We start from the raw sequence: 20,226 nt of genomic DNA, 5'->3' as shown, positions 1-20,226 counted from the left end.
GGGCTTAGAGTGTGATCGGTTCAAGCGGAATCGCTTGAGGCGTGAATCACACGGAAAACCAAAAGCTTAGAGTCTGTCTGATGCTTCAATAAGCATCAGACAGACTCTAGAACCGCTTGATCTCGATGTTGTACTTGCGCAGCGCGTAGCTCACCTGACGCGTCGTCATGCCCAGCAGGCGGGCGGCCTTGGCCTGGACCCAGCCGGTCCGTTCCATCGCCCAGATCAGGCGGTCGCGCAGCGGGCCCGACTCCGGTTCGTCCAGCGGGAGGTCGGGCCCGGCCGAGGCCGGTTGCGGGGCCGGGGCGGAGGGGACGGCCGGGGCCGACGCCGCCGGCTGGGGGGTGGGCAGGGGGACGATGGCCGAGGGCGGCAGCGGCTTCGAGGCGCCGCAGACCGGCATCGGTCCGGCCCCGCAGCCCGATGCGCAGGCCGGCCACTGTGCTCCGTTGGGCGCTCCGTTGGCTGCTCCATGCGCCGCCCCGTTGGCAGGGGCCGGCATCGCTGGCGGCATCCCTTGCGGCAAGGCAGGCGTCTGCGGGCGGGAAGGCGCGACCGACGGGTTGGTCGGCGTTCCGCTCATCGACGGGGCCAGCCCGCCGACGGCGGCGCCCATGGTGCGGTACTGGAACAGAACCGACGAGTTGCAGAGATTCATGCTGCAGGACAGGTCGGGGACGCGGATGGTGCCGTTGCGGCACTGGGTCGCCGCGCGCTCGATGCAGTTTTCCAGTTCGCGCACGTTGCCGGGCCACGTGCAGCGGTTCAGCACCTCCAGCGCGTCCGGAGCGATGTCCAGATTGAGGCCGTTGTCGCGGCCGAACTTGCCGATGAAATGCTTGGCCAGCATGGCGATGTCGCCGCGCCGTTCGCGCAGCGGCGGCAGGTGGATGGTCACCACGTTGATGCGGAAATACAGATCGGCGCGGAACTTGCCGTGGCCGACAGCCTCCTCGAGGTTCAGGTTGGTGGCACAGATCAGCCGCACATCGGTCTTGATCGTCTTCGATCCACCAACCCGCTCGAACTCCTGCTCCTGCAACACGCGCAGCAGCTTGGCCTGGAAGTTGGAGGAGATGTCGCCGATCTCGTCCAGGAACAGCGTGCCGCCGGAGGCCAGCTCGAACCGGCCCTTGTGGTCCTTCTGCGCCCCGGTGAAGGATCCCTTCTCGTGGCCGAACAGCTCCGATTCCAGCAGCGATTCGGGCAATGCTGCGCAGTTGACGCGGATGAAGGGGGCATCCTTGCGCGGCGACAGATTGTGGATGGCGCGCGCGATCAGCTCCTTGCCGGTGCCGCTCTCGCCGCGGATCAGCACAGTCGACTTGAAGGGCGCCACCCGGTGCACCTGGGCCAGCACGTCGACCATGTTGGGGCTGGTGCAGACCACGTCGTTGACCGGCGCCACGACCGGCCGAAGCTCCTTCTGGACGCGGAAGGTCTCGCGCATCATGAAGCGCCGCTCTTCCGCCACCGTGCGGTGCAGGCGCACGGTCTGGCCGATCAGGTTGGCGACCATGGTCAGGAAACGGACATCGGAGCCGAAATGACCGCTGGGGCCGTCGTCGGAGATGCGGTCGATGGTCAGCACGCCGATGACGGCGCCGGCCGCCTTGATCGGCACGCCGACCAGCGAGGCCACCTGCTCGTCCAGATCGTCACGCCCGCCGGAGCGGTTGTTGAACAGCGGCTCCTCGGCGAGGTTGGGCACGACGGCGGGCATGCCGGTCTTCAGGATGCGGCCGCTGATGCCTTCGCCCTGGTTGTAGTCGATCTCCTGCGCCGGCGAGTCCTTGGGCAGGCCCTGCGCGGCGACGAGGCGCAGGGCCCCGTCCTCACCCTGAAGATAGACACGGCCGCGATGCATCTGCAGCTGATAGGACAGCGCCCGCAGCACCTCGCGCAGGGTCTGTTCCAGATCCAGCGACGACCCGAGGATCTTGCTGACCTCGTAGATCGTCAGCAGCTCCAGGCTGGAGGATGACGCGGACTGGGCAGCACTCGGCATGTTCGATCCCCTCGCTCGGCTGGGGACCCGGGCCAATGCCGGACGGGAGAGTCCAGACATCGCAAGCCGTCGGGTCCCGGCGTCAGCGCCTTGATCCGTACCCCCCGAAAACCGCGGCGGCCGTTGGTCCGGCCATGCCGTTCATGTCCTGTTTTGGAGCCCATCTTCCAGGCCGGGCATGGCCGCGACTCCGTTCGTACGCTGCCAGCCGGTGGAAAGTGTCCGTGACTGCTCGCGGAAAGGCAAGACCTTTTGCATAGATTCTATTGCGGCGCACAATGACCTTAGCCATTGGTGGAACGGCCGGATCATGTTAATAACTGACTGGTCAGTTATAAAGAGAGGCGCACATGCCCTCCCGCAAATCCGGTCCTCCGCCCGAAGCTCGTCCCGCCCTCGCCTCCGATCCGGCTGCGTCCGGCGAACCGCCGCGCTGGCGCCGCCGCAAGGACGCCCGGCCGCAGGAGATCGTCGCCGCCGCGATGGAGGTCTTCGCCGACCGCGGTTTCGCCGCCGCGCGGCTGGAGGAGGTGGCGGCCCGCGCCGGGATCAGCAAGGGTACGCTCTATCTCTACTTTCCCAGCAAGGAAGAGCTGTTCAAGGCGGTGATCCGCGCCGCCATCCTGCCGAACCTGCAACAGGCCGAAGCGCTGGTCGCCTCGGCCGGCGGGCCGTGCTTTCCAGTGCTGGAGCGGCTGCTGCGCATGGTGGCGCGGCTGATCGCCACGACGCGCATGGCGGTGATCCCGCGTCTGGTGATCGCCGAGGCCGGCAATTTCCCCGAACTTGCCGCCTTCTACCACCGCGAGGTGATCCGCCGCGGTTTCGGTGTGCTCGGGGGCCTGTTGCGGCGGGGCATGGAGAGCGGAGAGTTCCGTCCGATGGAGCTCGATCCCAGCGTGCGTCTGATCGTCGCACCGCTGCTGATGAGCGCGGTGTGGCGAACCTCCTTCGACGGGGTCGATGGCGAACCGCCCATGGACGTGGCGGCGCTGGTGGAGGTCCACATCGACAACCTGCGCCGTGTGCTGCTGCGTGATGCGGATCCGCAGACAGGGCGGACAGGGGCGGGGGAGGATGCGCCATGAGCGGGTTTCTCGGAAGTCTCCTGGACGGGCTGGCGGCCATCGCCCTGGCGGTGGGGCTGCCCATCGCGGCCGGCGGGGCGCCGCCGCTCGCCCATGGCTATGTCGAGGGGGAGTATCTGCGCATCGCCGCCCCCAGCGCCGGCATGCTGGAAAGCCTGTCGGTCGCCCGCGGGGCACAGGTGGCGGCAGGAGCGCCGCTCTTCGCCATCGACCGTGCCACCGCCATGGCCGAGCGCGACCGGCTGGCGGCGGCGCTGGCCCAGGCGCGAGCACAGCGCGCCGACCTCGCCACCGGCAAGCGGGCGCAGGAGGTGGCGGTGCTGACCGCGCAGAAGGCGCGGGCGGAGGCGGCACTGCGCTATTCCACCGCCGAACTGGCCCGCCAGCAGGAACTGGTTGCCCGCAAGGTGTCGTCCCCGGACAAGCTCGATCAGGCGCGCGCCGCCTTCGACCGCGACCGTGGCCAACTGGCGGAGGCGGATGCCCAAGTGGCGGTCGCCGCCTTGCCGGCCCGGCCCGAACAGTTGCGCGCTGCCGACGAGGCGGTGACCCAGGCGGAGGCGGCGCTTGCCCAGGCGGAGCGGCGGCTGGCCGATCTGGCTCCCGTCGCCCCGGCGGCGGCCCTGGTCGAGGACACGCTGTACAATCCCGGCGAGTGGGTGCCGGCCGGCTCCCCGGTGGTGTCGCTCCTGCCGCCGGAGCGGGTGAAGCTGGTGCTGTTCGTCCCGGAAACCGCCTTGGCGGGGGTGGTGCCGGGGGGAGCCCTGTCGGTGCGCTGCGACGGCTGCCCACCCGGCCTGTCCGCACGGGTGACACGGATTGCCTCGCAGGCGGAATATACCCCGCCGGTGATCTACAGCGTCGGCAGCCGGGAGAAGCTGGTCTTTCGGGTCGAGGCCCGGATGGAGACGGCATCGGGCCGCCCGCTGAACCCGGGACTGCCGGTCGATGTCTGGTTGGCGGATGTCCGGCCGGCGGGGGCGGGGCAATGACGGCGGAAAGCCCGGCGGACAGCTCTGCGGCCAATGACGGCCCGGCCATCGACGTGCGCGGTCTGGTCAAGCGCTTCGGCAGCAAGACCGTGGTCGACGATGTGTCGATCCGGGTGGAAACCGGCGAGATCTACGGCTTTCTCGGCCCCAACGGGTCGGGCAAGACCACGACGATCCGGCTTTTGTGCGGCCTGTTGACCCCCGATGCGGGGGAGGGCACCTGCCTTGGCCTCGACATCCGGCGGCACAGCGCGGCGATCAAGCGGCAGGTCGGCTACATGACCCAGAAGTTCAGCTTCTGGGAAGATCTGAGCATCGCCGAGAATCTGGACTTCGTCGCCCGCATGTATGGTCTGCCCAACCGGCGGCGGCGGGTGGTGGAGGCGCTGGACCGGCTGGGTCTGTCCAACCGCCGCACGCAGTTGGCGGGGGAGTTGTCCGGCGGCTGGAAGCAGCGCCTAGCGCTGGCCGCCTGCATCCTGCACGAGCCGAAGCTGCTGCTGCTCGACGAACCGACGGCGGGCGTCGATCCCAAGGCGCGGCGCGAATTCTGGGATGAGATTCACCGGCTGGCCGGCGAGGGTCTGACGGTTCTGGTCAGCACCCATTACATGGACGAGGCGGAACGCTGCCACCGCATCGCCTACATCGCCTACGGCACGCTGATGACGCACGGAACGGTCGATCAGGTGATTGCCGGGTCGGGCCTGCACACCCGTCTGGTCGCGGGCAATGGCCTGCACCGCATCGCCGCGGTGCTGGAGGGGCAGCCGGGAGTGGAGATGGTTGCGGTCTTCGGCAGCCGCCTGCATGTCAGCGGAACCGACGCCTCCGCCCTGGACCGGGCGCTCGCCCCCTGGATGGGGCAGCCGGAGCTGCGGATCACCGCGACGGAACCGACGCTGGAAGACGTCTTCATCCATCTGATGAACCGCAGCACCGACAATTTCCGGTGACGGATTACTCGGTCTGGGCCGAGGTGACGCCGGTGTTCTTGTTCCACTTCAGCGTCAGCTTGGAGAGCTGGCAAAGGTTCAGTCCCTGCCACACCGCCGATTCGCCGTCGTCATAGACGACCTTCATGTCCCACTTGCAGGTCTTCTCGGCCTTGGCAAAGGCAACCTCGAAGTACTCGCCGTCGTCAAGCACATCGCGGCCGAGGATGTCCTCGTCCCAGCTGTTGTTGTTGTTTTCCGAAACGTAGATGTGCTTCAGCGGGTAGCCGGTCTTGTTGACGATCGTGAAGTCCTGCTGGCCGGCGAGCGCCGCGCCATGCATCAGAAACAGCGAGGACGCAACGAGCAGGGCCTTGGCAGCAACATTCTTCAAGATGATCTCCGTAGCGGAAAAATTGGATCGTGGTGATATCTGTGCATCGCAATCGAGGATCGTCAACCATTGAGTTAACCCAAGAGTTTGTTGCAACGCTGAAGCATTATTTCTTTTGTTTGTAAGAAAACAACCTTTGGCGGAGCGCCCGGCATGGACGGGACCTTCGACCGGCCGATTAAGCCGCAACGTCAGGGCGTCGGCCGCCATGGGATTGCACCGCCGCCCTGGCGTCGGTTTGCCGGTTGCAAGAGGCCAATGGTCGCAAGCGCTTGGCGCGTCGTGCTCTTTGTCGCGGCGCACACAATGTGGTACATGATGGAAACCGGCCGGAAAGGCCGGTCAAGATCATGACCAAGTTCTGGACCGCAGCCGGTCCCGCCGGGGCGGTCCCAATCCAGGGGAAGGAACAACGCATGTCGGGTTTCAAGGACGCGCCGCCGGATGACCGGTCGGAACTGACGCCGGAGCAGGAAAGCGCCATTCGTATCGTCGCCAACAACCTGCACCGCCTGAACGACGCCGTCGTCAAGGCGGTCGAGGCCGGTGTGACGGTCGAGCTGATGCGCACCGCCCGCTACCACAACGAGACCGGCAACTGGGGCGACCAGCTCACCCCGGTGATCCGTCCCGGCAAGTGATCCCGTCCGGCCGATCCGGCCGGACGCTTGGCGAAAAGGCCGCATCCGTCCAGCGGATGGCGGCCTTTTTTCGTATGTCGACAAAATTCCGGCGTGGACGGAAGGAAGGCTGGTCGCCGGCGGCGGCGGGCACAAACTTGTTGGGCATTCCGCTATCGATGCGAGGCCCCAGCCATGCTGTCACGCGACCCCGAACGGCGCGCAGCCGCGAGCCGTGAGCAGACCGATCGCCGTACGGTCCAATCCGATTTCGCTTCCGACACCGAGTCGGGCGACCGGCCGCTGACGCCGGGCGAAGTCAACGCGATGTGGAAGCTGAACCGCCTGGAACAGCCGACCTTCGACGATCTGACCCGCGGCCTGTGCCTTGGCCTGGTGTGGTGCATGGCGCTGTGGACGCCGATGTTTGTCAGCGCGCTGACCTGATCCCGTCCGCGGCACCGCCATCCGGTCCGGTCCGGGTCAGCGACCGGATACGCGCCGTCAGCTGGTCGGGGGTGAAGGGCTTCGCCAGCACCGATGCGGTGTCGGCGCCCATGGTCGCCAGCGATTCGGGGCTGTAGCCGGAGGCCAGCAGGACCCGCAGCTGCGGCCAATGCTCACGGATGTGGCGGGCAAGGTCGATCCCGGAAACGCCGCCCGGCATCACGACGTCCGACACCACAAGATCGAAGTCGCGGTCGGTCTCCAGAAGGGCCAGCGCCGTGACGCCGTCTTCCGCGGTCTCGACCGAGAAGCCTTCCTGGGCCAGTCCTTCCACCGTCGCCATCAGAACCAGCGGATTGTCCTCCACCACCAGGATGCGCAGCGGGCGGATGTCCGCGACCGGGGCCGCCGGGACAGGGGCCGGTTCCTCCGGCTGGGCGTCGGTCAGCGGCAGGTCGATGCACACATGCGTGCCCTCGCCGGGCCGGCTGTCGATGGTGGCGTTGCCGCCGGACTGGCGGGCGAATCCATAGACCATCGACAGGCCGAGCCCCGTTCCCTTGCCGACCCCCTTGGTGGTGAAGAAGGGATCGAAGGCGCGGGCCATCACGTCGGGCGGCATGCCGGCTCCGGAGTCGGAGACCTCGATGCGGGCGGTGCGCGGCTCTGGACCGGGCGCAGCGGCGATGCGGATTCGGCCGCCGCCGGGCATGGCATCGCGGGCGTTCAGCACCAAGTTCAGCACCGCCATTTCCAACTGCACCTGATCGATGGCGACCGCCATCGGTACCGGGGCGATGTCCCACTCCAGCACGATGTCCGCCCGGATGGAGCGTTCCAGCAGGTCGGCCATCCGGCGGAGGCTGTCGCCCAGATCGACCACCGTCGGGTTGACGGCATCCTGGCGCGAGAAGGACAGCAGTTGCCGGGTCAGCTTCTCCGCCCGCTCCAGCGCGGTCCGCGCCCCGGCCAGGAAGCGCTGGCCGTCGGCCGGCAGATGGCGGGCCAGCAGATGCAGGTTGGCGAGCGCCGCGGTCAGCAGATTGTTGAAGTCATGCGCCACCCCGCCGGTCAACTGGCCCAGTGCCTCCATCTTCTGGCTCTGGCGCAGCGCTTCTTCCAGCCTTTCGCGGTTGCGCACCTCCTCCGCCCAGCGCCGGACCGCGGCGCTTTCGGAGGCGGCGCGGCTGTAGGCGAGCCAGGCGAGGAGCGCCAGCGCCAGCGTTGCCGGAGCCACGAAGGCGGCGTCGAGCGCCATGTTCCGCCACCAGGACCGGGTGACCTGCGTCCCGTCCAACCCATAGACGACGTAGATCGGGAAGGCGCCGACCCGCTTGTAGGCGAACACGCGCTCCAGACCCTGCAATATGCTGTTGCCGGTGCGGAAAATTCCCTCGTCCGGCTGGCGGCGGATTTCGGCGCGCAGGCCGCGGTCGGCCGGCAGGGTCGGCAGCGTCGCGTTCGGCCGCGTCGGGTCCAGGGTCGGAAAGCGCATCAGCATCGCGCCGTCGTCGCGGATCAGCGCGATGGATTCCCCTTCGGTGCCGATGATCCGCCGGTAGAAGCTGGCGAAATAGTCCGGATCGACGATGGCGGCGATCATCCCGTCGAAGCTGCCGTCGGGACCGCCGGGACTGCTGCGGCGCCGGCTGATGCCGAAGCTGGGCTTGCCGCTGGTGGGGTCGATGACCGGGCCGGCGATGAGCAGGCCGGAGTCCTGTTCCCGCTGTTCCCGGAAATCCGCGCGGTCGCCGATGTAACTGTTGCGTGCGGGGAAGACGAGGCTGGAGTTGCGCACGAACCCGTCGGGATCGGTCAGGCCGATGGCGCCAATCTGCTCAAGCTCGCCTTCCAGCGTTTTGAGATAGCGGTGCAGCGGCTCCGACTCGGCGATCTCGCGCCAGCTGCGCCCATGGATGTGCTCGTCCACCCGGTCCAGCACCTGGGACATGGTGTCGAACACCTTCAGCACATGTTCGTGCAGGATCAGGGCGTTCTTGCTGCTGTTCCGCTCAGCCTCGTCCTGGGCCTCCCACCGTTCGCGCCAGCCGATGCCGGCGAACAGCACGAGCGGCAGCGCGACCGACACAGCCAGCAGCAGGCGCAGAAGGCGCAGGGCCCCCCTGCGGTCGGTCCGACTGTCGAGGTTGTGAACGGGCATCACCAACCATTGCCGAGAAAAGAAACGATGCCGGCCATCGGCGGCACAGGACAGGCCACTGGGTAGACCGCTGGTCGACCCCGTTCCGGTCACCATGGCCGAAGCATCGAAGAATGGGCAACTCTGACTTTAAGGCAGGGCGGCGATGGCGGATCGCAGTTCGGCCGTTTACGGATCGCAGGTGCAGGCGCGGGGAAAGCGCCCTTCCGTCCAGCGTCGGCGGCGGCGGACATCGGAACCGTCATCGGCCGGGCGGGGCAGCCTGCACAGATCGCCTAGCCGGTCCCGCAGATCGTCGAGATGGGCATTGGTGAGGATGGCGATACCGGCGAAGAAAGGTTCGCGGCAACGGGTTGCGACGCGGCTGCAGAAATCCGGCATCCAGCGCAGTGGGTGGCGGTCGAGGAAGCGGACGGCGTCGAGCGTGCGCCCGCGGTCGAGCAGCGCGGCGAGGACGACCAGTTCCGCCGCGATATGGTCGTGCGCCAGCCGGTCCAGCGGCGGCAGGCGCAGTTCCGCCTCCAGGCCGGTGCGCCAGCGCAGCAGGGAGGCGGCGGCATCGCCCCGCAACCTCTCCTCCAGCCACGGACCTTCGGTCGGACAGGCCCGCAGCCCGCCGTTGATGTGGATGTCGGCGAAATCGGCGACCAGCGGGGCGAGGCTGCGGCGGGTGATCCGGTCCGGCAGGTCGCTCACCACCTCGTCCACCAGGGCGGCGGCCTGCTGGGAGTCGTCGCGGTCGAGCGCCAGCGGGCCGCGGCGGACCGGGTCGCGCCGCAAGGTCTCCAGCAGGGCGGCGGTCGGTTCTTCGGCATGCAGGCGGACGAGAAGACGCAGGCCCCGGGATGAGGCGGCCAGATCGAGGGTGTTGGGAACGGGGGCACTTGCGATGCCGGCACCATCCTTATGATGGCCGTCCTGACGATGGGGTGGCAAGGCGGCCTCTAGAACCGTGCTGTCCACGCTGTTCCTCCCGGCATTCGGGCCGGATCGGACATGTGCCGGGGCCGGGCCGCATGGGAACGCTGCACGAATGGATTTCGTGTCTTATGGATTTCTTCCAGCGTCGCGGCTTCCGGGCGGATTGTTCGTCCGAACGTTTGCGCGATCTGTTGCAAGTCTCTACTACCAGCGGGACAAGCATTGGTCAACTTGGCCGATGGACGGGGGAAAGACGTGGGCTGGCTGTTGCCTTGCGACACGATGTCCTGCCTTATCGCAAGTCACCGTCCCCCGCAGGAGCTCCCATCGCCATGCCGCTTCCCCCGATCGAACAGGCCGATGCCACCCCGGAGGTCCGCGCCGTCTATGACGACATCAAGGCGACGCGCAACGTCCCCGACGTGAACAATTTCTGGAAGGCGGTCGCCCACCATCCGCCGACCCTGGCACGGACCTGGGAGAGCCTGAAGGAGGTGATGGCGCCCGGTGCGCTCGACCCGCTGGTGAAGGAGATGATCTTCGTCGCGGTCAGCGTCACCAACAACTGCCAATATTGCATCCGCTCGCACGAGGCGGCGGCGCGGCGTCTGGGCATGACCGACGCGCAGTTCGGCGAACTGATTGCGGTGGTGGGCATGGCGAACGAGACCAACCGCCTTGCCGTCGGCTATCAGGTCGAGTTGGACGAGCGGCTGAAGTGAGCCGCATCAGGCGGCGCGCGGCAGCGCCCGTGCCGCCTCGTCCGGTCGGCGCTGGGACAGGCGACGCTGGGGCAGTCCGTTGATCAGGTCGCTGCGAACGGTGAAGTGGGCGGTGCTGCGGCCGTCGCCCAACTCCTCGCTGGCGATGCGCTCCACCCGCACCTCCACGTCCCAGCCGATGTTGGCCCAGGCGGTGCGGATGCGGCGGGCCAGTTCGTTGGCGCCGCGCTCGCTGAAGCTGTCGAGCCGCCCGCCCGACGGGCCGGGATGGAAGCGCGGATAGAGCTGGGGCATGGCCTTGTCTCCTCGATCGACTGTGGTGCGCCGGAAAGGTCCGTCGCTTCGCCGAAAGAAGGAATAGTCCAATTTGGACTATATGAGCCAGAAAAAGCCGATACCGTTGCGGTATGCCGCTCAGGGCTCCTGCAAGCCGACCACGGTGTGCAGGGTGTCGATCTCTTCCAGCGGAACGGGAAACTCGCGGTCGGCCGGCCGGTATTCGCGCAGGATCACCATGTCGGGGCCTCGCCGTACGAACTCCTTCACCAGCACCGCCTTGTTGCATTTGACCACCACCACCCCGGACCCTGCCGCCGGCGGCTTGTGCGGGTTGACGTGCAGAAGTTGCGCCGGGCGGAAACGCGGCATCATCGAGTCGCCGACCACATACATGGCGTAGGGATCGCGGGCGTTCTTCAGGTAATCGGGCCGGGCGATCCAGTCGATGGGGCCGTCTTCCAGAAACATTTCCTGATCCACGCCGCCGCGCGCCGCCGCCCGCACCGGCATCGAGGCGGCAGCCTGCACCTGCGGAAGCGGTGCTGTACGGAGGAGCGGTGGAAGCGACGGACGGGCCGGGCGCAGGGAAGCCGTCTGGGCCGTCGCGGCAGTCGGCCCGTCGAGACCGAGCAGGACCGCCGGCTCGACGCCCAACGGCCCGGCCAGCTTGACCGCCCAATCGACGGTCAACTTGCGCTGGCCGGTTTCCAGCTTGTTGATCTGTGGCTGGGAGGTGCCGGCCATCTCGGCCAGCTTTTCCTGACTCAGCCCGGCGGCCTGCCGCAGTTCGCGCATTGTGGTCATGAGCCGTTCATACCAAAACGGCTTCGGAAAGTCCATCGCAACGGAATAAATCCAGTTGCGCGTAGAAGCCTGCTTGGTCTAAACCATTGCGGTATGACTCTCGACGATTGGCTCAACCGGACCGCAACCAAGGAAGAGGCCTTTGCCGCCCTGATCGGGACGAGCCAGGCAACGGTCAACCGTTACCGCCATGGCCGACGCGTTCCCCGTCCTGCCGTGATGGCCCGAATCGCCGCAGCCACCGGCGGGCAGGTCACGGCGAACGACTTCCATGGGCTGGGTAACGGGCAGGGGCCGGGGTGATAAGCGGAACGCACGCAGCAAAAAAAGGCCCTCTCCCGGTGGGAAAGGGCCTTTCCTGTAGCTTTGCCGTTCTTACGAGAACAGGCTCGACACCGACCGCTCCTCGCTGATGCGCATGATGGCCTCGGCGAGCAGGGGGGCGATGGTCAGCTGGCGGATGTTGCGCGACACGCGCACCGCCTCGGTCGCCTGGATGCTGTCGGTGGTGACCAGCTGCTCCAGCGGCGACACGGCGACGCGGGCGACGGCACCGCCGGACAGGACGCCGTGGGTGCAGAAGGCGTGGACCGACTTGGCACCGGCTTCCATCAGGGCGACGGCGGCGTTGCACAGCGTGCCGCCCGAGTCGACGATGTCGTCGATCAGGATGCAGCGGCGGCCGTCGGCATCGCCGATGATGTTCATCACCTCCGACACGCCGGCGCGCTCACGCCGCTTGTCGATGATCGCCAGATCGGCGTCCAGGCGCTTGGCCAGCGCGCGGGCGCGCACCACGCCACCGACGTCCGGCGACACGATGGTGACCTCGCCGATGTTCTCGAAGGACTGGCGGATGTCCTTCTCGAAGACCGGGGCGGCCATCAGGTTGTCGGTGGGGATGTCGAAGAAGCCCTGGATCTGGCCTGCGTGCAGGTCCATCGTCAGCACGCGGTTGGCGCCGGCCTGGGTGATCAGGTTGGCGACCAGCTTGGCCGAGATCGGCGTGCGCGGGCCGGTCTTGCGATCCTGGCGGGCGTAGCCGTAGTAGGGAATGACCGCCGTGATGCGCCGGGCCGACCCGCGCCGAAGCGCATCGATCGTCACCAGCAGTTCCATCAGGTTGTCGTTGGCCGGGAACGAGGTCGACTGGACGACGAACACGTCCTCGCCGCGCACGTTCTCCAGGATCTCGACGAAAACCTCCATGTCGGAGAAACGGCGGACGCTGGCTTTGGTCAGCGGCACGCCGAGACAGGTGGAGATCGCCTCGGCCAGCGGACGGTTGCTGTTGCCGGCAAGCACCTTCATCGGGGTCGGCTCTCTTTGCAGGGAAACGGCTCAAGGCACGTTCGCCGCTTGCGCGCCGGCGCCCCTTGAAAACGGGGCGGACCATAACAAAGGGTCGGCCCCATGTAAACGTTCCATGACGGTCGTGTCTTTCCCCATTGGGGAATGCCGCCCTGCGCGGGCGGCATGACCATGGCCGTTCCGCCCACCCGTTCGCGCCGTTTCAATTCTGCAGGACGATGGCCGAAAGGCCGCGGCCGTAATCCGCCTCTCCCCGAAGGCAGGAGCGGCGATAGCTGAAGAAGCGGTCCTCCTCGGCCACCGTGTCGTTGGGGCAGCGCTGGATCACCGTGACGCCGGAGTCGCCCAGCCGGCGGGTGACGTAGGCCGCCAGATCGAACAGGAAATGGCCGGGCTTGCGTGCCGGGGCGAAGTAATCGCGGTTGCGGGCGTCCTCCTCCTCGAACGGGGTCGGGAATTCCGGCCCCACCTCGTAGGAGCGCTGGGCGATGCAGGGACCGATGCAGGCGACGATCCGATTCGGCTTGGCGCCCAGCTCGACCATGCGGGCGACGGTCGCCTCGATGACGCCGCCCTTGGCGCCCTTCCAGCCGGCATGGGCGGCGCCGATCACCCGCGCCTTGCTGTCGGCGAACAGGACGGGGGCGCAGTCGGCGGTCAGGATGCCCAGCGCGATCCCCGACTGCCGGGTCGCCATGGCGTCCGCCTTCGGGGCAGTTTCCGGAGTCCAGGGCTCTTCCACCACCACGCAGGTCGGGCTGTGGACCTGATAGCAGGTGATGAGGTTGGCGGGCGTCACCTCCATGCGCGCGGCGGCGCGGGCACGGTTCTCATGCACGGCCGCGGCGGAGTCGTTGGATCCCAGCCCGCAGTTCAGCGAGGCGTAGAGCCCGGTGGACACCCCGCCGGTGCGGGTGAAAAAAGCGTGTCGAATGTGGGTGATGTCATTCAGCGCGCCGAGTGTGATCACGAACGCCGTCCTTCCCTGTTCTGTGGCCCCCATGCCCGGCAATTACGCCCGACAGGGCAGGGGACGCGATGCACGGTCCGCCCGGATTGTGTTTCTGGCGGTTATGGTGCGGTGTCTCTGACCCGGTTTCCGTGTCCGCCGGTCAGAAGCCGGCCGGGGGAGAGTCGGCGAAGGCTCCGGGCGTGGCGAACGCGACCAGTTTGAACAGCCTGCCCATTTGCGTGGGATCGATCAAGCGGTCCAGCGCGCCGCGGATGTCCTGCGCCTGAGCCGGGCTGGCCTTCGCCGCCAGGGCGGATGCGCGCTGGCGGATGCCCAGCCGGGTCAGCCATTCCCCCTGTTCGACCACGCCGAAGGATTGGGCGCCGCCCTCCCGCGCCGCGGCGGCGATTGCGGCGAAATCGACATGGGCCGTCAGGTCGGCCTCGCCCGGCGCTTCCAGCACCGGGGCGTAGGCATGGCGCCGCATCGCTTGCAGCGTATCGCCGACCGCCGGGCCGTGGGCATAGCCGTAGTCGATCACCAGCGCCGCACCGGGGGCCGTGGCCAGCCGGGTGCCGATCAGCCGCGCCACGGCCTGCGAGGCGGGAGAAACCTCGACCACGCTGCCGTCGGGCCCATCGCGCAAAGCATCCGGTACCAGCCGGTTCCCAGAGCTGCCGAAGGCCTCCAGCACGAAGCGGAAGCGCGGATCGTCCTCGGTGCTGGCGGGCTCGACATCGACCAGCCGCTCGAACCAGCCATAGTTGGTCTTCTGCACCTGACGGATCGGCAGGGCGTCGAAGAACTCGTTGGCGATCAGGATGGTCGGGCCATCCGGCACATCCTCCAACCGGTCATGCCAGTGGACCGCGTCGCCCAGGATGGGGTGCAGCGTCTGGCGCTGCCGCTCCCGCAGGGATGGGCTGGTCTCCACCAGATGGACGATGGCGTTGTCGCGGAACAGCGGCAGCACCGCAGCCGCCCGCAGCACGTCGGCCATCAGCGTGCCGCGGCCGGGACCCAGTTCCACCAGATGGAAGGGGCCGGGACCGCCCAGCCTTGCCCAGCTGTCGACGCACCAGAGCCCGACCAGCTCGCCGAACATCTGGCTGATTTCCGGCGCGGTGGTGAAATCGCCGGCCGTGCCAAACGGGTCGCGGCGCATGTAATAGCCGAAGCGCGGATGGCCCAGCGCCTCCGCCATGAAGGCGCCGACGCTGATCGGGCCGTCCATCACGATGCGGCGGGCCAGCAGGCGGGCCAGCGTTTCCGGACCGGCGCTCTCGTCCGCCATGGCGTCAGGCCGGAATGGCGTGACGCCGGCCGCGCAGGACCAGCCACAGGCCGATTGCCAGCATCGGCAGCGACAGCAGCTGTCCCATCGTGGCGCCGGCGAACAGAAAGCCCAGCTGCGGGTCGGGTTCGCGGAAGAACTCGACCGTGATGCGCGACAGGCCGTAGCCGATCAGGAACAGCCCGCCGATGGTGCCGGGCCGGTTGCGCAGCGCCGGGCTGCGGATGGCGATCGCCAGCAGGATGAACAGAACCACGCCCTCCAGGGCCGCCTCGTAAAGCTGGCTGGGATGGCGCGGCACCTGCAACGGGTCGCGCGGGAAGACCATGGCATAGGCGAAATCGGGGGCCGGCCGGCCATACAGCTCGCCATTGATGAAGTTGGCGATGCGGCCGAAGAACAGCCCGATGGGCGCACAGGCGGCGATGATGTCGCCGAAGACGAAGGGCGAGATGCCGCGCCGCCAGCAGAACAGCGCAATCGCGGTCAGCACGCCGACCATGCCGCCGTGGAAGGACATGCCGCCATGCCAGACCTGAACGGCGTCCAGCGGGTTTTCCAGATAATAGGGCAGGTTGTAGAACAGCACATAGCCGAGCCGCCCGCCCAGGATGGTGCCGATCACCGCCCAGGTCAGGAAGTCGTCGAACTCCTCGGGGTTCGGCCGGCGGTCGGGATCGAGCCGCGCCAGCCCCAGGCAATAGCGCCAGCCCAGCACGAAGCCGGCCAGATAGGCCAGCGCATACCAGCGGACGACGACCGGGCCGACGGAAAAGGCGACCGGGTCGATGGTGGGGAAGGCCACGACAGGCAGGGTGGCGAGCATGGGAACTCCGGTCAGCGATACGGGTCGGGCTGCGACAGGAAATCCTGCACATAGCGCCGGACACCCTCTTCCAGCTCGGTGAAGGGCTGGTCGAACCCGGCGGCGCGCAGGCGATCCGTCGTCGCCTGCGTGAAATATTGGTATTTGCCGCGCAGATGCTCGGGCATCTCGAAGTACTCAATCCGGGGGGGCAGCCCCAGCGCGGCAAAGGTCGCCAGCGCCAGATCCTTGAAGCTGCGGGCCTTGCCGGTGCCGACGTTGAACAGGCCGCTGATGTCGGGATGGTCGTAGAGCCACAGCATCACCGCGACGCAATCGTCGACGTGGATGAAATCGCGCAGCTGGCCGCCATCCTCGAAGCCGTCCTTGTGCGACTTGAACAGGCGTGCCGGCTGGCTGGCCGTCAGCTGGGGATGCAGCTTGGCGATCACGCTCATCATGTCGCCCTTGTGGGCTTCGTTCGGGCCGTAGACGTTGAAGAATTTCAGCCCGGCCCATTGCGGCGGCACGAGGTCGCCGCCGGCGACGGCGCGGGCGATGCGGCGGTCGACCAGATGCTTGGACCAGCCATAGGCGTTCAGCGGCCGCAGCCGCGCCAGCCCGTCGCAGGAGCCGTCATCGTCGAAACCGGCGGAGCCGTCGCCATAGGTCGCGGCGGAGGAGGCGTAGATCAGCCGGCAGCCGCGCCAGGAACACCAGCGCCACAGGTCCAGCGTCAGCGCGACGTTGTTGGCGACGATCTTGTCGACGTCCCGCTCGGTGGTGGCGGAGATGGCGCCGAGATGAAAGACGGTGTCGATTTCGGCAGCGTGCTGGTCGAGAAAGGCCAGCGTCTGCTCGGGCGGCACCAGGGCCGCGACCTCGCGCTTGGCGAGGTTCTGCCATTTCTCACCTTCGCGGAAGCGGTCGATCACCGCCACGTCGGTGATGCCGCGCGCAGCCAGAGCCGCGACAAGGTTGGACCCGATGAAGCCGGCCCCGCCGGTGACCACGATCATAGCGCTGTCCGCTGTTGCTCTAGCGTTTCGTGGGGACTTATAGGCGGCTGGGGCGGTGGGGGCAAGTTAATGGCCCTCTTCCTGCCGCTCGCGAGAGCCGGAGGAAGAGGGCCGCAAGCGAGACCCCTTAGCGCGTCGCGCGGTTGGCGGCGCTGACCAGGGCCCGCAGCGAGGCGGTCACGATGTCGGCGTCGATGCCCACGCCGAACAGGGTCGTCTCGCCGGTCTTGACTTCGACATAGGCGCAGGCCTGGGCGTCCTCGCCGGAGCCGATGGCGTGCTCGCGGTAATCGACGACGTGCAGGTCGGTGCCGCAACCCTGGCGCAGGGCGTCCAGGAAGGCGTCGATGGGGCCGTTGCCCTTGCCCTTGGTGGTGATGATCTCGCCGTTGCGGCGCATCACCACGCTCATGGCGCGGGCACCGGAGTTCGGGCCGCGCGGCTCGGTCGAATGCTCGACCAGCTCCAGCGGGCTGTCGACGTCCAGATACTCGGCCTGGAAGGCGGCGTGGATGTCGGCGGGCGACAGTTCCTTGCCGGTCTCGTCGGCGACGCGCTGCACGACCTTGGAGAACTCGATCTGCAGGCGGCGCGGGATCTGCAGGCCGTAGTCCTTCTCCAGCACATAGGCGATGCCGCCCTTGCCGGACTGGCTGTTGATGCGGATCACCGCCTCATAGCTGCGGCCCAGATCCTGCGGGTCGATGGGCAGGTACGGGACCTCCCACTTGCCGGTGTTGGACTTGGTCAGCGCCTTCAGCCCCTTGTTGATGGCGTCCTGGTGCGAGCCGGAGAAGGCGGTGAACACCAGCTCTCCGGCATAGGGATGGCGCGGATGGACCGGCAGCTGCGTGCAGTATTCGGAAACGCGGACGATCTCGTTGATGTCGTCGATGTTCAGTTCCGGATCGACGCCCTGGGTGAACATGTTCAGCGCCAGCGTGACGACGTCGACGTTGCCGGTGCGCTCGCCATTGCCGAACAGGGTGCCTTCGACGCGGTCGGCGCCGGCCAGCAGCCCCAGCTCGGCCGCGGCGACGCCGGTGCCGCGGTCATTGTGCGGGTGCAGGGAGATGATCGCCGATTCGCGGTTCTTCATCGTCTTGCAGAACCACTCGATCTGGTCGGCATGGACGTTCGGCATCGACATCTCGACGGTCGAGGGCAGGTTCAGGATGATCCTGCGCTCGGGCGTCGGCTGCCAGACCTCCATCACCGCTTCGCAGATCTCGACGGCGAAATCCAGTTCGGTGCCGGTGAAGCTCTCCGGCGAGTATTGCAGGACGATCTCGGTTTCCGGGGTCTCGTCGGCCAGCTGCTTGATCAGCTTGGCACCCTGGACGGCGATGTCGACGATGCCCTGGCGGTCCAACCCGAACACGACGCGGCGCTGCAACTCCGAGGTCGAGTTGTACAGGTGCACGATGGCGCGCTTGGCCCCCTTGATGCCCTCGAAGGTGCGGCGGATCAGCTCCTCGCGCGCCTGGGTCAGCACCTGGATGGTAACGCCGTCGGGGATCTTGTTGCCGTCGATGATCTCGCGGCAGAAGTCGAAATCGGTCTGCGACGCGGCGGGGAAGCCGACCTCGATCTCCTTGAAGCCCATGCGCAGCAGCAGGTCGAACATGGCGCGCTTGCGGTCCGGCCCCATCGGCTCGATCAGCGCCTGGTTGCCGTCGCGCAGGTCGACCGAGCACCAGATCGGCGCCTTGTCCAGGGTGCGCGACGGCCACTGGCGGTCGGTCAGCTTCACCTGGGGGAACGGAGCGTACTTGGACGGGGACTTCGGCAGGGCCGGGATGTTGGTTTGGGTCGCGGTGCTCATGGCGTCGTTCGGCTCCAGTGGCGGCCCCGGGCCCGGCAGTCTGTGCGGGCGGGAGCGGCGGATCGGATTTTGAAAGGCGGAGGGACCGGCGAGGGGTACGGCCGCGGAGCCGCCGGATGTGGCTCAGCGACCGTCGGTAAGTCGCAGTCCCGGCCCCGGCCGGGCGACGCCGATACCGGCGCCTTTGAAAACATCGCTCATGGAACAGACACTTCGACCGATGGAAATGGTGTGCGAACGCGACAAACCCGGACGCTTAAAGCGCCGGGCCGAGAAGTCGAAGAAGGGCGTTCTGCAGGTCGATGGTGTTCATGGGGCGCACTGTGCGCAGGTGCGGCATGGCTGTCAAGCCCGGATCGGCGAAAAACGGACTGCGGGATGCACCAACCATCGCCACCCCTTCCATCCTTCCCAGCCTCACGCGTCAGCCCCAGATCAGATGGTACAATGTCGGCAGCAGCAACGCCGTCGCCAGCCCGTTCAACCCCATGCCCAACCCGGCGAAGGCGCCCGCCACCTCATTGACCTGCAAGGCGCGGGCGGTGCCGATGCCGTGCGCCGCCACACCCATGCCGAAGCCGCGGGCGCGCCAGTCCTTCACCCGCACGAGGTTCAGCACCCAGGTGCCGAGGCTGGCGGCGACGATGCCGGTGATGATGACGAACACCGCGGTCAGCGACGGCAGGCCACCGATCTGCTCCGACACGCCCATGGCGATGGGGGAGGTGACGGATTTCGGCGCCATCGACAGGATGGTCGCCTTGCTGCCGCCGAACGCCCACACCAGCGCCACGGCGCTCAGCGCCGAGGCGGCGGACCCCACCAGCAGTGCGACCACCAAAGCTAGGGCCGAGCGGCGGACCTCTTGGAACTGGTTGTAGAGCGGGATGGCGAGCGCCACCGTGGCCGGGCCGAGCAGGAAATGGACGAACTGCGCACCGTCGAAATAGGTGCCGTAATCGATGCCCGACAGGCTGAGCGTGCCGGCGATCAGAACGACGGCGATCAGCACCGGGTTCAGCACCGGGCGCCGTCCCAGCTTTTCGAAGACCCACAGGCCGATCTGATAGGCGACCAGCGTCAGCGTCAGCCCGGCCAGTGGGCTGGCGGACAGATAGACCCAGATCTGGTGAAGATCGGCGCTCATGGCCGGTCTCCCTTGCCCTGCTCTCCTGCCGCCGGTTCCTCCTCCAGCCGCGGATCGGTGCGGCTTAACAGGAAGGCCATCAGCTTTGCCGTTACTGCGATGCCGAACAGGGTGCTGCCGAACAGGGCGGCGACGATGGGCAGAGCCTCGGTCTCCAGGCGGGTGACATGGACCATCACCCCGACACCGGCCGGCACGAACAGCAGCGACAGGTGGCGCAGAAGTCCGCCCGCCGTGTCCTGCACCGTGTCCGGCACGCCGCCGCGCAGCAGCAATCCGGCGAACAGCAGCAGCATGCCCAGCACCGGACCGGGGATCGGCAGGTGCAACAGGCGGGCAGCCAGTTCGCCGGCCAGTTGGCAGAGCAGCAGGAGCGTCAGGGTTCCGAGCATCGCGGACTCCGATGGAAGGGGCGCTGTGCGTCCCTTCTACCGCAGTTGCGAAATCGCCGGGCTGCATTCCGCGAATGCGAGCGTCGCGAATCGGCGATGAGGCCTGTTCG

21 protein-coding genes are annotated in these 20,226 nt (G+C 67.6%); 7 read left to right on the top strand and 14 right to left on the bottom strand.

All coding sequences use genetic code 11. The features are described from left to right. Positions 1 to 106: 106 nt before the first annotated feature. On the bottom strand, positions 107 to 2,008 hold the full coding sequence (nifA, locus tag ABNQ39_RS08695; protein ID WP_376956885.1) for a nif-specific transcriptional activator NifA: 1,902 nt from the start codon (positions 2,006 to 2,008) through the stop codon (positions 107 to 109). 350 nt (positions 2,009 to 2,358) lie between these two features. Here nifA and ABNQ39_RS08690 point away from each other — a divergent pair, with 350 nt between their 5' ends. Genes ABNQ39_RS08690 through ABNQ39_RS08680 form a run of 3 tightly spaced genes read left to right on the top strand, consistent with a single transcriptional unit; the run spans position 2,359 to position 5,044 of the window. Then, on the top strand, positions 2,359 to 3,096 hold the full coding sequence (locus ABNQ39_RS08690) for a TetR/AcrR family transcriptional regulator (protein WP_376956883.1): 738 nt from the start codon (positions 2,359 to 2,361) through the stop codon (positions 3,094 to 3,096). After that, the gene (locus tag ABNQ39_RS08685) at positions 3,093 to 4,088 is read left to right on the top strand and encodes an HlyD family secretion protein (protein ID WP_376956881.1); all 996 of its coding nucleotides are present in this window, start codon (positions 3,093 to 3,095) and stop codon (positions 4,086 to 4,088) included. Before ABNQ39_RS08690 ends, ABNQ39_RS08685 begins: the two co-directional genes overlap by 4 nt. Continuing rightward, entirely contained in the window at positions 4,085 to 5,044 is a 960-nt protein-coding gene (locus ABNQ39_RS08680) for an ABC transporter ATP-binding protein (RefSeq protein WP_376956879.1), read from the top strand. The genes ABNQ39_RS08685 and ABNQ39_RS08680 overlap by 4 nt, the downstream gene beginning before the upstream one ends. Before the next feature lie 4 nt (positions 5,045 to 5,048). Here the strand turns inward: ABNQ39_RS08680 and ABNQ39_RS08675 are convergent, their stop codons facing one another. After that, complete coding sequence (locus tag ABNQ39_RS08675) at positions 5,049 to 5,627, bottom strand: hypothetical protein (RefSeq protein ID WP_376956877.1); 579 nt, start codon at positions 5,625 to 5,627, stop codon at positions 5,049 to 5,051. 206 nt (positions 5,628 to 5,833) lie between these two features. On the opposite strand from ABNQ39_RS08675, the gene ABNQ39_RS08670 reads away from it, so the two are divergent. Both ABNQ39_RS08670 and ABNQ39_RS08665 read left to right on the top strand, forming a co-directional pair. Then, positions 5,834 to 6,058 (top strand): SMc00767 family acetate metabolism repressor, encoded by a 225-nt coding sequence (locus ABNQ39_RS08670; protein ID WP_042443767.1) that lies wholly within the window; start codon positions 5,834 to 5,836, stop codon positions 6,056 to 6,058. A gap of 174 nt (positions 6,059 to 6,232) precedes the next feature. After that, positions 6,233 to 6,484: a hypothetical protein gene (locus ABNQ39_RS08665; protein ID WP_376956875.1), complete on the top strand. Its 252-nt coding sequence runs from the start codon at positions 6,233 to 6,235 to the stop codon at positions 6,482 to 6,484. Here the strand turns inward: ABNQ39_RS08665 and ABNQ39_RS08660 are convergent. Next, positions 6,468 to 8,645, bottom strand: a complete 2,178-nt coding sequence (locus ABNQ39_RS08660) for a hybrid sensor histidine kinase/response regulator (protein ID WP_376956873.1) — start codon at positions 8,643 to 8,645, stop codon at positions 6,468 to 6,470. The genes ABNQ39_RS08665 and ABNQ39_RS08660 overlap by 17 nt on opposite strands. A gap of 168 nt (positions 8,646 to 8,813) precedes the next feature. Further along, positions 8,814 to 9,608, bottom strand: coding sequence for a TorD/DmsD family molecular chaperone (locus tag ABNQ39_RS08655; protein ID WP_376956871.1), 795 nt, complete (start codon positions 9,606 to 9,608; stop codon positions 8,814 to 8,816). Positions 9,609 to 9,898: 290 nt separating this feature from the next. Between ABNQ39_RS08655 and ABNQ39_RS08650 the strand changes: the two genes are divergently transcribed. Then, positions 9,899 to 10,288, top strand: a complete 390-nt coding sequence (locus tag ABNQ39_RS08650) for a carboxymuconolactone decarboxylase family protein (RefSeq protein WP_376956869.1) — start codon at positions 9,899 to 9,901, stop codon at positions 10,286 to 10,288. Positions 10,289 to 10,294: 6 nt separating this feature from the next. Here the strand turns inward: ABNQ39_RS08650 and ABNQ39_RS08645 are convergent, their stop codons facing one another. Beyond that, positions 10,295 to 10,582, bottom strand: a complete 288-nt coding sequence (locus tag ABNQ39_RS08645) for a hypothetical protein (protein WP_376956867.1) — start codon at positions 10,580 to 10,582, stop codon at positions 10,295 to 10,297. 120 nt (positions 10,583 to 10,702) lie between these two features. Continuing rightward, positions 10,703 to 11,371, bottom strand: a complete 669-nt coding sequence (locus ABNQ39_RS08640; protein WP_376956865.1) for an XRE family transcriptional regulator — start codon at positions 11,369 to 11,371, stop codon at positions 10,703 to 10,705. A gap of 93 nt (positions 11,372 to 11,464) precedes the next feature. Here ABNQ39_RS08640 and ABNQ39_RS08635 point away from each other — a divergent pair, with 93 nt between their 5' ends. Next, the gene (locus ABNQ39_RS08635; RefSeq protein WP_376956863.1) at positions 11,465 to 11,674 is read left to right on the top strand and encodes a helix-turn-helix domain-containing protein; all 210 of its coding nucleotides are present in this window, start codon (positions 11,465 to 11,467) and stop codon (positions 11,672 to 11,674) included. Between the two features lie 72 nt (positions 11,675 to 11,746). Here the strand turns inward: ABNQ39_RS08635 and ABNQ39_RS08630 are convergent, their stop codons facing one another. From ABNQ39_RS08630 to ABNQ39_RS08595, 8 genes are all read right to left on the bottom strand, one after another. Further along, positions 11,747 to 12,682, bottom strand: coding sequence for a ribose-phosphate pyrophosphokinase (locus ABNQ39_RS08630; protein WP_109047245.1), 936 nt, complete (start codon positions 12,680 to 12,682; stop codon positions 11,747 to 11,749). Positions 12,683 to 12,884: 202 nt separating this feature from the next. Beyond that, a complete protein-coding gene (pgeF, locus tag ABNQ39_RS08625) occupies positions 12,885 to 13,652 on the bottom strand; it encodes a peptidoglycan editing factor PgeF (RefSeq protein ID WP_098739298.1) in 768 nt (255 codons plus the stop codon). A 142-nt stretch (positions 13,653 to 13,794) separates the two neighbouring features. After that, entirely contained in the window at positions 13,795 to 14,928 is a 1,134-nt protein-coding gene (locus tag ABNQ39_RS08620; protein WP_376956860.1) for a class I SAM-dependent methyltransferase, read from the bottom strand. 4 nt (positions 14,929 to 14,932) lie between these two features. Next, complete coding sequence (gene lgt / locus ABNQ39_RS08615; protein ID WP_376956858.1) at positions 14,933 to 15,754, bottom strand: prolipoprotein diacylglyceryl transferase; 822 nt, start codon at positions 15,752 to 15,754, stop codon at positions 14,933 to 14,935. Positions 15,755 to 15,765: 11 nt separating this feature from the next. After that, positions 15,766 to 16,752 carry an ADP-glyceromanno-heptose 6-epimerase gene (gene rfaD, locus ABNQ39_RS08610; protein WP_376956856.1) on the bottom strand — a complete coding sequence of 329 codons (987 nt, stop codon included), beginning with the start codon at positions 16,750 to 16,752 and terminating at the stop codon, positions 15,766 to 15,768. Positions 16,753 to 16,879: 127 nt separating this feature from the next. Beyond that, positions 16,880 to 18,577, bottom strand: a complete 1,698-nt coding sequence (gene leuA / locus ABNQ39_RS08605) for a 2-isopropylmalate synthase (protein ID WP_376956854.1) — start codon at positions 18,575 to 18,577, stop codon at positions 16,880 to 16,882. A 424-nt stretch (positions 18,578 to 19,001) separates the two neighbouring features. After that, the gene (locus ABNQ39_RS08600; RefSeq protein WP_376956852.1) at positions 19,002 to 19,724 is read right to left on the bottom strand and encodes an LrgB family protein; all 723 of its coding nucleotides are present in this window, start codon (positions 19,722 to 19,724) and stop codon (positions 19,002 to 19,004) included. Beyond that, entirely contained in the window at positions 19,721 to 20,116 is a 396-nt protein-coding gene (locus ABNQ39_RS08595) for a CidA/LrgA family protein (RefSeq protein WP_376956850.1), read from the bottom strand. The genes ABNQ39_RS08600 and ABNQ39_RS08595 overlap by 4 nt, the downstream gene beginning before the upstream one ends. Positions 20,117 to 20,226: the final 110 nt, after the last annotated feature.

It is taken from the genome of Azospirillum sp. A26, assembly GCF_042604635.1.
Classification (GTDB): Bacteria; Pseudomonadota; Alphaproteobacteria; order Azospirillales; family Azospirillaceae; genus Azospirillum; species Azospirillum palustre.
Note: the sequence above shows the minus strand (reverse complement) of the source record. Positions and strands in the feature narration are given on the sequence as shown.

Bases quoted from the DNA above. Each gene is read 5' to 3' on its own strand.
- nifA (WP_376956885.1), bottom strand. From the start codon at position 2,008: ATGCCGAGTGCTGCCCAGTCCGCGTCATCCTCCAGCCTGGAGCTGCTG.
- ABNQ39_RS08690 (WP_376956883.1), top strand. From the start codon at position 2,359: ATGCCCTCCCGCAAATCCGGTCCTCCGCCCGAAGCTCGTCCCGCCCTC.
- ABNQ39_RS08685 (WP_376956881.1), top strand. From the start codon at position 3,093: ATGAGCGGGTTTCTCGGAAGTCTCCTGGACGGGCTGGCGGCCATCGCC.
- ABNQ39_RS08680 (WP_376956879.1), top strand. From the start codon at position 4,085: ATGACGGCGGAAAGCCCGGCGGACAGCTCTGCGGCCAATGACGGCCCG.
- ABNQ39_RS08675 (WP_376956877.1), bottom strand. From the start codon at position 5,627: ATGGCGGCCGACGCCCTGACGTTGCGGCTTAATCGGCCGGTCGAAGGT.
- ABNQ39_RS08670 (WP_042443767.1), top strand. From the start codon at position 5,834: ATGTCGGGTTTCAAGGACGCGCCGCCGGATGACCGGTCGGAACTGACG.
- ABNQ39_RS08665 (WP_376956875.1), top strand. From the start codon at position 6,233: ATGCTGTCACGCGACCCCGAACGGCGCGCAGCCGCGAGCCGTGAGCAG.
- ABNQ39_RS08660 (WP_376956873.1), bottom strand. From the start codon at position 8,645: ATGCCCGTTCACAACCTCGACAGTCGGACCGACCGCAGGGGGGCCCTG.
- ABNQ39_RS08650 (WP_376956869.1), top strand. From the start codon at position 9,899: ATGCCGCTTCCCCCGATCGAACAGGCCGATGCCACCCCGGAGGTCCGC.
- ABNQ39_RS08645 (WP_376956867.1), bottom strand. From the start codon at position 10,582: ATGCCCCAGCTCTATCCGCGCTTCCATCCCGGCCCGTCGGGCGGGCGG.
- ABNQ39_RS08640 (WP_376956865.1), bottom strand. From the start codon at position 11,371: ATGACCACAATGCGCGAACTGCGGCAGGCCGCCGGGCTGAGTCAGGAA.
- ABNQ39_RS08635 (WP_376956863.1), top strand. From the start codon at position 11,465: ATGACTCTCGACGATTGGCTCAACCGGACCGCAACCAAGGAAGAGGCC.
- ABNQ39_RS08630 (WP_109047245.1), bottom strand. From the start codon at position 12,682: ATGAAGGTGCTTGCCGGCAACAGCAACCGTCCGCTGGCCGAGGCGATC.
- ABNQ39_RS08620 (WP_376956860.1), bottom strand. From the start codon at position 14,928: ATGGCGGACGAGAGCGCCGGTCCGGAAACGCTGGCCCGCCTGCTGGCC.
- lgt (WP_376956858.1), bottom strand. From the start codon at position 15,754: ATGCTCGCCACCCTGCCTGTCGTGGCCTTCCCCACCATCGACCCGGTC.
- rfaD (WP_376956856.1), bottom strand. From the start codon at position 16,752: ATGATCGTGGTCACCGGCGGGGCCGGCTTCATCGGGTCCAACCTTGTC.
- leuA (WP_376956854.1), bottom strand. From the start codon at position 18,577: ATGAGCACCGCGACCCAAACCAACATCCCGGCCCTGCCGAAGTCCCCG.
- ABNQ39_RS08600 (WP_376956852.1), bottom strand. From the start codon at position 19,724: ATGAGCGCCGATCTTCACCAGATCTGGGTCTATCTGTCCGCCAGCCCA.
- ABNQ39_RS08595 (WP_376956850.1), bottom strand. From the start codon at position 20,116: ATGCTCGGAACCCTGACGCTCCTGCTGCTCTGCCAACTGGCCGGCGAA.